This is a genomic window from Nocardioides exalbidus, assembly GCF_900105585.1.
Lineage (GTDB): Bacteria > Actinomycetota > Actinomycetes > Propionibacteriales > Nocardioidaceae > Nocardioides > Nocardioides exalbidus.
The window spans coordinates 1,162,407-1,174,351 of sequence record NZ_FNRT01000002.1 but is presented as its reverse complement, the minus strand read 5'-3'; the positions used below and the strand labels follow the sequence as shown (position 1 = coordinate 1,174,351).

The window sequence follows — 11,945 nt, the reverse complement described above, 5'->3', positions numbered from 1 at the left end:
GTCGATTCGGACGGGTTGGTCTGACTTCGTAGCATCGCCGCACGGTCACACCTGTCACACACGTATCGGTCACGCACACCTGGGGAGGGCGATGTCACGGCTCGCGCGCGCCCTCGTCGGCGCCGTCTGCGCCTCCGCGCTCGTCGTCGTGGCGCACGCCGCGCCGGCGCCCGCGTCGATCCCGCGCGGTGACACGGTCGACTCCGACCCCGCGCCGACCTGGGGCTGGGAGCAGGTCTTCAGCGACGGGTTCGACGGCCCCGCCGGGACGACCTCCGACCAGTGGCACAGCATGCTCGGAGGCCAGGGCTCGGCCGTGCAGAACGGCCTGGGCCAGCTCGACGTCGGCCAGGTCGCCCAGATCCGGAGCAACGCCGGCTGGACCCTCCCGGTGGGCACCCAGGTGCGGGTCACGGCCAGCCTGGTGATGCCCGACGTGGGCACCAGCTACGCCGCCTTCTGGGTGCAGCACCCCGACGGCGTCGACCCGCGCGAGGTCGACGTCATCGAGAGCTACGGCCCGCTCAAGCAGTGGGGCGCCCAGCTCGGCTCGCACATCTGCTACGACGACGCGCCGGACACGGTCGCCAACGCCTGCGTCGCGACCGGACGCGGCCCCGAGCTGTTCCCCGTGACACCGGCGTTCCCCGCCGGCGCGATGCCGTGGGAGGTCTACTGGCAGTACTCCGCCGAGTTCACGATCGGTGGCGACACGGTGACCTACTCCGCGACGGACGGCGCCGGCAACCGGCTCTACGACGTGGTGTCCACGCCGGACGCGCGACGCGTGCCCGGCAACGCCACGCCCTTCCACCTGCGGCTCTCCAACAAGCTCGTCGAACCCCAGTACGCCGTCGCCGGCGGCACCCGGCCGAGCATGCTGGTCGACTGGGTCAGCGTCGACGTCAAGGTGCCGTAGGCGGTCGGACCGGGTCCGGGTCCGGCAGCACCGGTCCTGCCGCGGCCGCCGGGCGACCGAGACCGGCGACGGCGCCGAGGACGAGCAGGATCCCGACGACCGCGACCGGGCCGAGCGACTCGCCCAGCACGACCGCGGCCACCACCGCCGCGGTGACGGGCTCGACGAGGCTGGCCGTCACCGCCGTGCTCGGCGCGACGACGCGCAGGCCGGAGTAGAGCAGGACGTAGGCCAGCGCCATGGTCAGCACGCCGAGGTAGGCCAACCACGCCAGGGCGGCCGCATCGGTCGTGACGTGCGGTCCGTCGACCAGCGCCGTGCACGGCAGCAGCACCACGGCGCCGACCAGCGTCATCCCGCTGGTGAGCACGAGTGGGGACGACTCCTTGCTGATCGAGCCGCCGGCCGCGGTGGTGAGGGCGTACGTCGTCCCGCTCGCGATCGCGAGCAGCACCCCGGCGACCGGGGCCGGGCCGGTCGACGACGCGTGCCCGGCCACGCTGACCATCAGCAGGCCGGCGAGGGCCGCCACCAGCACCACCAGCCGCCCCGCCGCCGGGGGCCGGCGATCGCGCACCGCCTCCGCCACGGTCAGGAGGACGGGCGCGAGGCCGAGGCTGACCACGGTCGACACGGCGACCCCGACCTGGGTGACCGAGACGAAGTAGAAGCCCTGGTAGGCGGCCGTGCCGGCGCCGACGACGAGCAGCTGGCGGGGCCGCGAGCGGGCCAGCTCGACGAGCTCCCCGGCCCGGCGCACCGCGAGGAGGGCGACCAGCAGCACGACCGCGGCGATCGCCATCCGCCAGGCGCTGATGGTCACCGGCGACATCGCCTCGTGCTCGCGGATCAGCTGGACCGCCAGCCCGCCGGTGCCCCACAGGACGCTGGCCGCCGCGACCTCGGCGAGGCCGCGCAGGTGGGACGGCGACGACCCGTGGCTCATGAGCGTGAGTCTTCCAGTGCCGCGAGTGAAGCGTACGTCGCGTCCCGCGCTGCGTCGGATGGCCTCCCGAGCCGCCATCCACGGTTGTGCGTCGATCGTGGCGACACCGCCGACCCGCGTTAGCATCACGACGAGTTCTTGCAGGCGAACGACGGGGTTCAATTCGATGTGGTCCAACAGTGTGGTGCGGCGGGGCGCTCTGGCGACGTGGGACGTCGTCTGCTGGACCCTCGGGGTCGCCTTTGTAATCGGCCTCCGCTACTCCTTCAACATCAACGAGGTCCAGTGGGAGTCGGTGCTCCGCTACCTCGTCCTGTCGTGCGTGTTGCTGGTCGTCATCGGGGTCGCCACGAAGTTCTACCGCGGTCGCTTTCTTGTGGGCTCCTTCGACGAGGCCCTCGGCCTCGCCCTGCACTTCCTCGCCGTCGCCGCGATCACGGTCGTGACGGCACCTGTCCTCAACGACCTCCTGCCCCGGAGCCTGCCCGTCCTTGCCCCTCCGATGGCGCTCGTGGCAGCGGCTGCAGGTCGCTGGTTCTATCGGGCGATGCGCGACCGCGGCCACGAGTCGCGCCACTCCGGCCGGGCCCTGCTGATCTACGGCGCCGGTGACGCCGGCCGACAGGTGCTCAGCCTGGTGCGGGCCGACGACAGCCTCGGGTTGCGCCCGGTGGGCTTCCTGGACGACAACCCCGGCAAACGCCACCTCCGGATCCATGGGATCCCCGTCGTTGGCTCGGGCGCGTCGCTCGTCGAGGCGGCCGACAGCGTCGACGCGTCCGCCGTGCTGATCGCCGTGCCTCGGGCTCCCGGCGAGCTAGTCGACCGGGTCCAGCGCCAGGCGACCAAGGCCGGGCTCGAGGTCTTGGTGCTGCCGCGTCTCGGCGAGCTGTCCAACGGCGAGGTCAAGCGCAACGACATCCGACGCGTCGAGATCAGCGACGTCCTCGGTCGGCACCAGGTCGCGACCGACCTCTCCGCCATCGCCGGCTATCTCAGCGGCAAGCGCGTGCTCATCACGGGCGCCGGCGGGTCGATCGGCTCCGAGCTCGCCCGCCAGGTCCACCGGTTCGGCCCGTCGTCCATGACGCTGCTCGACCGCGACGAGTCCGCGCTGCACGCGGTCCAGCTGGCGATCTACGGCCACGGCCTGCTCGACTCACCGGAGACCGTGCTGGCCGACATCCGCGAGAAGGACAGCCTGCGCGCAATCTTCGCCGACGTCCGCCCGCAGATCGTCTTCCACGCCGCTGCGCTGAAGCACCTGCCGATGCTCGAGCGCTTTCCCGCCGAGGGCTGGAAGACCAACGTCCTCGGCACGCTCAACCTCCTCCAACTCGCGGCCGACTTCGACGTCGAGCGGTTCGTCAACATCTCCACCGACAAGGCCGCCGACGCTACGAGCGTCCTGGGCTCGACCAAGCGCTTGGCCGAGCAGCTCACGGCCTGGCACGCCGAGACCACCGGCGCGCCCTTCATGTCGGTTCGCTTCGGCAACGTGCTGGGCTCGCGCGGGTCGATGCTGCACACATTCAACGCGCAGATCGCCGGTGGTGGGCCGATCACGGTCACTCACCCCGACGTGACTCGCTACTTCATGACGATCCCCGAGGCCTGCGAGCTCGTCGTGCAGGCCGGGGCCATGGGTGACGGGGGTGCCGTGATGGTGCTCGAGATGGGCGAGCCGGTGCGCATCCTCGACGTCGCCAAGCGGATGATCTCGCTCTCGGGGCCCAGGGCATCGACATCGTCTTCAGTGGTCTGCGTCCGGGCGAGAAGCTACATGAGGTCCTCTTCTCCGAGGCGGAGGCCGCCACGGCTACCGGTCACTCGATGATCCGGTCGGTATCGGTCCCACCCATCGACCCGGCCGAGTTGAGTGACCTGACCCACACGGCGGGAGACACGTGACACGCTGCGTTGCCAACTCGACACCGGATACTTCCGAGGAGCACATGTGAACCACCCCGCCCCGCCCCACGCCGAGGACCTCGCGGGAGCGACGGTCGCCATCACCGGAGGCACCGGCTCATTCGGCGCCGTGATGGCGCGCCACCTCCTTGAGGAAGGGGTCGCGCAGGTCAACGTCTTCAGCCGCGATGAGGCCAAGCAGGACCTGATGCGTCGCTCGTTCAACGACGAGCGCATGCGCTTCTTCTTGGGCGACGTCCGCGACGCCGACTCCGTGCGCCCTGCCTTCACCGGCGCTGACTTCGTCTTCCACGCAGCCGCGCTCAAGCAGGTGCCCTCGTGTGAGTTCTTCCCGCAGCAGGCGGTCAAGACCAACATCGTCGGCAGTCACAACGTCATCGAGACCGCCGCCGCATCCGGTGTTCGGGCGCTGGTGTGCCTGAGTACCGACAAGGCCGTTTACCCGGTCAACGCGATGGGGATGTCGAAGGCCCTCATGGAGAAGACGGCGCAGGCCTACGCACGCAACAATCCCACGTCGGGCATGACCGTCTCGGTGACCCGGTACGGCAACGTGCTCTACTCCCGTGGCTCGGTCATCCCAGCGTTCGTAGCGCAGCTGCACGCGGGCCAGCCACTGACGCTCACCGAGCCCACGATGACCCGGTTCCTGATGTCGCTGCAGGAGTCGGTCGAGCTGGTCAAGCACGCCTTCCTCAATGCCCGCCCGGGCGACCTCTTCGTCAAGAAGGCGCCGGCGTCCACGGTAGACACCCTCGCGCGCGCGGTCTGGGGGCTGCTCAGCGAGGACGAGCCGGACGTGCGGGTCATCGGCATGCGGCACGGTGAGAAGCTCCACGAGACGCTGCTGAGCCGGGAGGAGTTCGTCAAGGCCGAGGACCAGGGCGACTTCTTCCGGGTGCCGCTCGACGACCGCGGACTGCAGTACGAGAAGTACTTCACCGAAGGCGAGGACGCCGTCTCGCACGTCGCGGACTACGCCTCCGACAACACCGAGCGGCTCGACGTGGCGGCGACCCAGGCCCTCCTCCGGACCATTCCCGAAGTGGTCGAGGAACTGGCGCGTCGATGACGGCGCCGGCTCGGCCGCCCGCCGGGCGGCGGGGCCCGATCTCGCGGATCACGAGCAGCCGCGTCCTGAGCACCTCGGCCACCAACCTGGCGATCGCCGGTGGTGCGGCCTTGGGCGGCGTCATGCTCGCGCGCGGCCTCGGACCCGAGGACCGCGGTGTCTATGCCGCGGTCTTCGTGTGGATGACCTACCTGCTTGCGCTGAGTGAGGGCGGCCTGAACGCCGCGGTGGTCTACTTCCTCGGCAAGGCGCCGGGGCAGCTGGGGCGCATCGTGCGTCTCGCCCTCGGAGGGGTCGTCCAGCAGACGGTCGTCATCCTCGGCCTGGCCGTCGGAGTCGTGCTGCTGCTCGACCTGGGACCCGCCCTCACCCGCCACTATCTCCTAGGCTTCGCCCTGCTCGTGCCCGCCCTCGTTGGCGGTGTCTTCACCGCCGCGCTCTACGGGCTCGACCTGCGCCGGTGGAACCTGGCCCGGGCGATCCAGATGCCCGTCTACACGGGCGGCATCCTCGTGCTGCTGCTGCTGGACGCGGTCGCGGTCGACCGCGCGCTCGTGGTCTACGGCCTCTCGGTCGGGGTGTCCGGCCTGACCAGCGTGCTATTGCTGGCTGCGGCCCGGCACTCGGCCGTTGCCGGCGCGGTGGAGGGCGAGGCTCCCGTCGAGCGCGGGTCGCTCCGAGCGTACGCCGTCCGCAACGCGGCCTGGGTGGTGCCGGCCATGACCAACACCCGCGTCGACCAGCTTGCGCTGTCCGTGACGGCCTCCCCGGCGACGCTGGGGGTTTACGCTATCGCCAGCACATGGTCGCAGATGGCGTCCCCGGCGATCAGCGCCATCGGCAACGAGCTGCTCCCGCGAATCAGCGCCGAGACCGAGGCCGAGGCGCGCCATGACTCGGCCCGCATCGCCGTTCGCCGTGCCGCCGTCGGTGGCCTGGCCGTCGGCGTGGTGTCTGCGCTGCTGGCTTGGCCCGCCATTCACCTGCTTTTCGGCAGAAACTTCTCCGAGTCCGTCCTCCTCTCGGTCGCGCTCGCGCCGGCCGCCTGGGGCATCGCCGTCCGCTACGTCTCGGCCGACGTGCTGCGCGGCGTCGGGCGACCCCAGACCGCGGCCGCGGTCGAGGGAGCCGCCCTGCTGGTCGGCGTACCCGCGCTGCTCCTCACGGGCCTGCTGGCGAACGGACTGGCGGTCGCCCTGGTCATGTCTGTCGTGTCGGCAGCCTCGGCCTGGATCCTGATGCGGCGGGCGCTCTCCGCCGCCGCCATGGCGTAGGCGCCAAGCCGGACCAGCCGGGCTAGGCCGACTCAGCCGACGCGTGCACCTCTGCCTCGTCGGCATCTCGGTCGAGGCGGCGACGCAGGACGAGCCACGCGATCAGGACCACGGTGAAGCCGATCGCCAGCTGGCCGCCCTGGTAGAGCTGGTTGTTCGCCGAGAGGTACAGGACCTGGATGCCGAGGTAGAAGAAGACGATGCATGCCAGCGGGTCGCGCCGACGGCACATGTCGCGCCAGGCCAGCCCGAATGCCAGCCCGAAGAGCGCCATCAGCGGCACAACCCCGACGAACGAGACGTCGGATGCCGGGTGGACGAAGAAGGTCGACCACTGCACACCGGCAACCCATCCCACCTCGTCGATCTGGCCCTCGTAGGAACGGGCCTCGATGGCGTCCTCGTCGAGCCCGGCGACCCTCGCCACGTTGTGGCGGACGAACGAGGAGAATCCGAGACCGTAGGTCGGCTCCCAGGGTGAGTCCATGGCCAGCGACAGGCCCTTGTAGCCCTGTGTCAGGTAGCTCGACAGCAGCGTCCCGGTCGGCTGCGCGACCGGCGGCACGACCGTGAAGAACACGCTGTCGCTCCGCTCCTCGCCGAAGCTCGCCAGCGCCGTCGAGGTCATCGCGTCGTCGATCGACTCCTTCTCCGGGCTGTCCGAGGCCTCGACGTCGGCCGCGACCCGCCCCGAGAGGGTCGAGCTGTAGTAGGCGAGGAAGGCACCGGTTACCAGCGCGGCGCCGGCGACGCACGCGGCGACTCGTCGCCACCGGCTGCGGGTGTGCTGGGTCGACGTCGAGGCCACCAGGACGAGGAAGAGCACGAGGTAGCCGGCGATCTCGCCGACGTCCTGGTTGACGGCCCGGGAGACGCCGAGTGCAAGGCTCAGGAGGGTGGTGATGACACCGAGGGTCCGCGCGAGGCGCGAGATGCGCGGCCAGAAGAACAGCGTGAGCGGCAGGATCCCGATGGTCAGGGGAGCCACCAACATCCCCAGGTAGGTCGCCACTTGGGGGATCTCGAGCTCGGCGGCCGTCTTCTCGGCGTAGGCGCGGCCCGGGTCGGTGAGCCCACCGACGACGTCAGGGTACCAGTTCCCGGTGCTGTTGTAGACGGTGAGCGGGTAGAGGACGAGGTAGACGAGCGCACCGACGACGAGGATCGAGCTCGCGGACAGGCGTGCTCCGCCCGTGGCGAACAGCGGCTCCGGCTGGCGCCGTACGGCCCAGAGGTACCCCGCGCACATGGCGACCAGGCACGCCAGGAGGAACGCGTAGACCTTCGCGGGATTGTCCAACTGCCAGTCGATAGGACCGATCAGGGAAACGACGATGGTGACCGCGAACAGGCCGGCACCCGCCAGCAGTGGGACGAGGCGCGTCGCACCGGTGAACGAGAAGAGCAGCGGCGCATCCGTGTCACGCATCTGCCGATGTCGGAGGACGTCGGACCAGGTCATCGTCGGGCCTCCTCGGCGAGCGCCACGATGCGCGCCGCCTGTCGCACGTTGTTCTTCCGCTCGACCACGAAGGCCCGGCCGCGCTGCCCGCGACGCTCCAGCGCCTCAGGTCCCTCGGCGAACGCTGTCGCGAGGGCGGTGGCGAGACCCGGGGCGTCGGGTTGATCGATCGTCAGCACGTGGTCGAGATACTCGGCCGGCATGCCCGGGAGCCGGGTGGAGAGCACCGGGGTCCCCGACGCGAGGTACTCCATGTTCTTGGACGGGAACGAGTACTGGGTGAAGACCTCGTCCGGGGGCCGGGGGTTGATCAGCACCCACGCGCGGCGCTCGGCGTCGAGCACCTCGTCCAGCGGCACTGGCCCGCGATAGGTGATCCGCGGGTCACGCGCAGCGATCTCGGCCAGCTCGGCGGCGTACTCACCTTGGCCGAGCACGATCAGCTCGGCGCTGCTCTCGTCCCAGGCCTGGAAGCCTCGCACGAGCGTCTCGAGGCCGTACTCCTTGCGCAGGGCGCCGGCGTAGAGGACGGTCGGGTGCGGCGACTTCCCGGCGGCGCCCGCTGCCGGCGCGACGGCCTCGGAGTCGACGAGGCCCTCCATGACGATGGACGGCTTGCCACCGGTGTCCAGGACGTCGGCCATCTGCCGGGTGAGCACGACGAACCCGTCGAGCATCCCGAGCGAGGCGGTGACCGAGCGTCGGGCCACGCGGTAGAGGGTCCCGACGGTGCGGTCGCTCGCGTCGTCGACATCCACCATGTAGGAGTAGAGGTCGGCGAAGATGCCGATGCGCGACATGCGCGCGCCGCGCAGGCAGGGCAGCACGCTCGACATCGCCGAGACGTAGGACCCGTCGACGACGAGCACCCGGGTCGCGGCCCGCCGCGTCCGCCAGCGCCACGCCAGCGTTCCGCGTGCCATGCCGAGCGCGATCCAGACCTGCCTGAGCACGGGCAGGTTCGGGAACGGGAGGTGGTCCACGGTGAGTCGGTCCGAGGCCGCCCCGCGGCGGCGCGGCCACCAGACGCCTCGGTGGAACTGCCGCGTGATGCTGCGACCGACCAAGGAGTGGACCCGGCACCCCTGCTCCACGAGGCCGCGCTGGATGAGGTTGTGGAACTTGAACGACGCCTCCGGCATGCCGTAGGTCACCACCTGGACGCCGGACCGCTCGCTCGCCCGCATCCTCGCGAACTCGTCGGGGGTGGGGGCGCTGGAGATGTAGAGCACCTCGATCGGCTCGGTCACAAGACGTCCTCCGTCCGGGGTAGTCCGAGGGTGCGCCCGAGTGCAACCCACGACGCGCGTAGGTCGTCGGGTCGGGGCAGCACGGGCAGTCGCGATGCCGCGGGCTCCTGGCCGAGCCAGCTCGGCGTACGACCGGCGCGCGCGGCGAGGTCGGTGTGCGCCGGGATGGCCGAGGCGACGACGTCCCCGGGGGACAGGGCGAGCGCCTCGGTCATCGAGAAGCCGAGACTCTCGAGGCGGCTCGTGAGCAGTACGGCGCTCGCTCGGCGTAGTAGGGCGACCATCACCGGGCGGGACACGGGCTCGCCGGTGACGTCGAGGCCGAGCAGGTCACCGACGCGCCGAACCTCCTGCCAGCACCCGGAGCCGTCGTCGTTGCCCGCCAGCACCACGCGCGTCGGCAGATCGGATCGCGACGCGGTGAGCGCCAGCGCGGTGAGCGGGTCCTTGTACCAGGTGATGGTGCCCGGGACGAGCACGAACGGCTCGGCCGGCACCCCTGCCACGTCTCCTGCCACCCCGTCGGCCGGGTCGAGCACGTCCATCGGGTGGAGGACCTCGCTGACCTCGACCTCGCGACCCGTGCGACGTGTGACCAGGTCGGCCATGGCAGCGGTGAGTGCCACGACCCGCGAGGAGCGGCGGACGTTGAGCGCGGCCAGCAGCCGGCGCTGGCGCATCCGGCGCTGCATGCGAGCCGGGTACGGGCGCGCGAGCTCGGCGAAGTCCTCGTCGGGCAGAAAGTTCCACGCGCTCTGGACCAGGACGGTGCTTCCGCCCATGAAGCGGGGGCGCGCCGTCTCCACGATCTGCACGTCGGGGGACGGGCTGAAGCCGACCCGGTCCAGGGCGTCGTCGACGACCCGGCCGCCGAGGGACCGTCTTGGGTGGCCGTGGTCCGGGGCCGTCATGAGGTCCGGATGCCGGCCCAAGCGTGGTGCCTGCCGGCGGTTGAGAGGATGAACCGGACCACGCGGTTGCTCGTGTCGGACACCTCGTAGCCACCGGGCATGGACGTCGTGACCGCTCCGTCGGAGATGGCGACACCCACCGCACGTACGACGTCGCCCGCGTCGAGCCCGGTCATCATGATCGTGCCGGCGTCGAGCGCCTCGGGCCGCTCGATCGAGTCCCGCAGCGTGACGCCGGGGAAGCCAAGGATCGCCGACTCCTCCGAGATTGTGCCGGAGTCGGAGAGGACGCACGCGGCGTCGACCTGGAGCTTGTTGTAGTCGTGGAAGCCGAAGGGCTCGAGCCAGCGGATGTCGCCCTCAATCGCCTCGTTGAGCGCCTCGAGCCGCTTGCGCGTCCGCGGGTGCGTCGAGACCACGACCGGGTCGCCATAGGCCTCGTGGACCGCGCGGAGGCAGTTGACAAGCATCCGCAGCCGGTCGGGGGAGTCGACGTTTTCCTCACGGTGCGCGCTCACCAGGAAGTACTCACCCGGGGTCAGGCCGAGCCGCGACACGACGTCGGAGGCAGCGATCCGCTCGCGGAAGTGCTCGAGGACTTCGCGCATCGGCGAGCCGGTCACCAGCACTCGCCGGGGGTGCAGGCCCTCAGCCAGCAGGTTGCGCCGGGCGTGCTCGGTGTAGGCGAGGTTGAAGTCTGCGACGTGGTCGACGAGGCGCCTGTTGGTCTCCTCAGGGACGTTGTCGTCGAAGCACCGATTACCGGCCTCCATGTGGTACGTCGGGATCCGCATCCGCTTGGCCATCACGGCCGCAAGGCAGGAGTTGGTGTCGCCGAGCACGAGCACCGCGTCGGGACGCTCCGCCGTGAGCACCTCCTCGGTGGCGATGAGCACGCCGCCGAGCACCGCGCCTAAGCTGCTGGTGTCGACACCGAGGTAGTGGTCGGGCGCCCGCAGCCCGAGATCCTCGAAGAAGACTTCGTTGAGGGAGCGGTCGTAGTTCTGGCCGGTGTGGACGAGACGGTGCTCGATTCCCTCGGTGGCCTCTAGGCGGGAGATCACCCGGGACAGCCGGATGATCTCTGGACGGGTGCCGACGACGGTGATCACCTTCATCGCGCTCGCACCTCCTCGGGGTACTGGTCGGGGTCTTGAGGGTCGAGCAGCTGGTCGGCCCAGAACATCGTGATGAGGTCGTGGTCGCCGACGTTGTCCAGGGCGTGGACCCACAGGGTGGGCATGTCCACGAACGCGGGCCGGTCGCCGGAGAGCCGGAAGGTCACCACGTCGTCGTGCAGCAGCCGGCGTAGGGAGATCTCGGCCTCGCCGGACACCACGAAGAACCGCTCCACCTTTCGCAGGTGGTAGTGGTGGCCGCGGCCGTGGCCCGGCACGGTCGTGGAGACGAACGCCTGGGCGGTGCCGCCGTGCGAGCGGGCCGTCTCGAAGAGCCGGCCACGCGCGTCGGCGTGCACCTGCGCCTCGATCGGGAACGCCTGGGGGAAAAGGTAGGACCGGTAGGTGTTGAACAGGTCCACCGCGAACGGGTCGCCGAGGTCGGGCAGCTCACCGCGCTCGGAGTACAGCGCGTGGAACTGGCGCAGCAGACCAAGGACCTCGGTGACCATGTGCTCCTCGCCGGCCGCCACCTGCGACGAGTCTTCGCGCCGGAGCGCGGCGTCGATGATCGCCGCGGCCGCGCCCTGAGCGTGCAGGAGGGGAACGCTGCGGTCGACGTGGACCTCGGGACTGCCGCCGGTGGCGACCTCGTGGCAGAACGTCGCGACGAAGGAGTTGTAGGCGGGTCTTCCGTGCTCGCCGAACAGGTTCGGCAGGACGACGTCGGCCGTGGTGCCCGGCAGGGCGCGGAGGATGTCCCCGGCGCGACGCTTGCCGCGACCGTAGGCGGTGTCCCGGTCGTGGTGAATCGTGTTTGAGTAGACGACGTGCACCGGCCGGTCGTCGAGTGCGGTCGCGAGCGATTGCGCGAGGTCAGCGTTGCCCAGCTCGACCTCGTCGTCGGTCGCGGCGCGGTTCACGCCGGCGAGGTGCAGCACGGTGTCGACGTCGCGGAGCGCGTCGGCCAGCCGCTCGGGGTCGGACATCACATCCCGCCCGATCCGTGCGGCGTCCACGCCGTGGCGTGCTCGCAGGCGGCACGCCGTGTGCCACCCGAG

At 70.6% G+C, this 11,945-nt stretch carries 9 protein-coding genes and 1 pseudogene; 4 read left to right on the top strand and 6 right to left on the bottom strand.

Annotated elements, in window-relative coordinates; translation table 11 throughout:
• Positions 1 to 91: 91 nt before the first annotated feature.
• Positions 92 to 919, top strand: a complete 828-nt coding sequence (locus tag BLV76_RS05960) for a LamG domain-containing protein (protein WP_090968309.1) — start codon at positions 92 to 94, stop codon at positions 917 to 919.
• Here BLV76_RS05960 and BLV76_RS05955 read toward each other — a convergent pair.
• On the bottom strand, positions 906 to 1,865 hold the full coding sequence (locus BLV76_RS05955) for a DMT family transporter (protein WP_090972377.1): 960 nt from the start codon (positions 1,863 to 1,865) through the stop codon (positions 906 to 908). The two genes, BLV76_RS05960 and BLV76_RS05955, sit on opposite strands and share 14 nt — an antisense overlap.
• On the opposite strand from BLV76_RS05955, the pseudogene BLV76_RS23025 reads away from it, so the two are divergent.
• From BLV76_RS23025 to BLV76_RS05940, 3 genes and pseudogenes are all read left to right on the top strand, one after another.
• Positions 1,864 to 3,776: pseudogene (locus tag BLV76_RS23025) on the top strand (polysaccharide biosynthesis protein). The gene BLV76_RS05955 and the pseudogene BLV76_RS23025 overlap by 2 nt on opposite strands.
• A 46-nt stretch (positions 3,777 to 3,822) precedes the next feature.
• The gene (locus tag BLV76_RS05945; protein ID WP_245734561.1) at positions 3,823 to 4,869 is read left to right on the top strand and encodes a polysaccharide biosynthesis protein; all 1,047 of its coding nucleotides are present in this window, start codon (positions 3,823 to 3,825) and stop codon (positions 4,867 to 4,869) included.
• Positions 4,866 to 6,143 (top strand): lipopolysaccharide biosynthesis protein, encoded by a 1,278-nt coding sequence (locus BLV76_RS05940; protein ID WP_090968307.1) that lies wholly within the window; start codon positions 4,866 to 4,868, stop codon positions 6,141 to 6,143. The genes BLV76_RS05945 and BLV76_RS05940 overlap by 4 nt, the downstream gene beginning before the upstream one ends.
• A 22-nt stretch (positions 6,144 to 6,165) precedes the next feature.
• On the opposite strand, the gene BLV76_RS05935 is transcribed toward BLV76_RS05940, so the two are convergent.
• The 5 genes from BLV76_RS05935 to BLV76_RS05915 are packed head-to-tail and all read right to left on the bottom strand — an operon-like array spanning position 6,166 to position 11,873.
• The gene (locus tag BLV76_RS05935; RefSeq protein WP_090968306.1) at positions 6,166 to 7,605 is read right to left on the bottom strand and encodes a hypothetical protein; all 1,440 of its coding nucleotides are present in this window, start codon (positions 7,603 to 7,605) and stop codon (positions 6,166 to 6,168) included.
• A complete protein-coding gene (locus BLV76_RS05930) occupies positions 7,602 to 8,855 on the bottom strand; it encodes a glycosyltransferase (RefSeq protein ID WP_090968305.1) in 1,254 nt (417 codons plus the stop codon). Before BLV76_RS05930 ends, BLV76_RS05935 begins: the two co-directional genes overlap by 4 nt.
• The gene (locus tag BLV76_RS05925) at positions 8,852 to 9,766 is read right to left on the bottom strand and encodes a glycosyltransferase family protein (protein ID WP_090968304.1); all 915 of its coding nucleotides are present in this window, start codon (positions 9,764 to 9,766) and stop codon (positions 8,852 to 8,854) included. The genes BLV76_RS05930 and BLV76_RS05925 overlap by 4 nt, the downstream gene beginning before the upstream one ends.
• The gene (gene wecB / locus BLV76_RS05920; RefSeq protein ID WP_090968303.1) at positions 9,763 to 10,884 is read right to left on the bottom strand and encodes a non-hydrolyzing UDP-N-acetylglucosamine 2-epimerase; all 1,122 of its coding nucleotides are present in this window, start codon (positions 10,882 to 10,884) and stop codon (positions 9,763 to 9,765) included. The genes BLV76_RS05925 and wecB overlap by 4 nt, the downstream gene beginning before the upstream one ends.
• Positions 10,881 to 11,873 (bottom strand): polysaccharide biosynthesis C-terminal domain-containing protein, encoded by a 993-nt coding sequence (locus BLV76_RS05915; RefSeq protein WP_217630271.1) that lies wholly within the window; start codon positions 11,871 to 11,873, stop codon positions 10,881 to 10,883. Before BLV76_RS05915 ends, wecB begins: the two co-directional genes overlap by 4 nt.
• Positions 11,874 to 11,945: the final 72 nt, after the last annotated feature.

Bases quoted from the DNA above. Each gene is read 5' to 3' on its own strand.
- wecB (WP_090968303.1), bottom strand. From the start codon at position 10,884: ATGAAGGTGATCACCGTCGTCGGCACCCGTCCAGAGATCATCCGGCTG.
- BLV76_RS05925 (WP_090968304.1), bottom strand. From the start codon at position 9,766: ATGACGGCCCCGGACCACGGCCACCCAAGACGGTCCCTCGGCGGCCGG.
- BLV76_RS05955 (WP_090972377.1), bottom strand. From the start codon at position 1,865: ATGAGCCACGGGTCGTCGCCGTCCCACCTGCGCGGCCTCGCCGAGGTC.
- BLV76_RS05960 (WP_090968309.1), top strand. From the start codon at position 92: ATGTCACGGCTCGCGCGCGCCCTCGTCGGCGCCGTCTGCGCCTCCGCG.
- BLV76_RS05935 (WP_090968306.1), bottom strand. From the start codon at position 7,605: ATGACCTGGTCCGACGTCCTCCGACATCGGCAGATGCGTGACACGGAT.
- BLV76_RS05915 (WP_217630271.1), bottom strand. From the start codon at position 11,873: ATGTCCGACCCCGAGCGGCTGGCCGACGCGCTCCGCGACGTCGACACC.
- BLV76_RS05940 (WP_090968307.1), top strand. From the start codon at position 4,866: ATGACGGCGCCGGCTCGGCCGCCCGCCGGGCGGCGGGGCCCGATCTCG.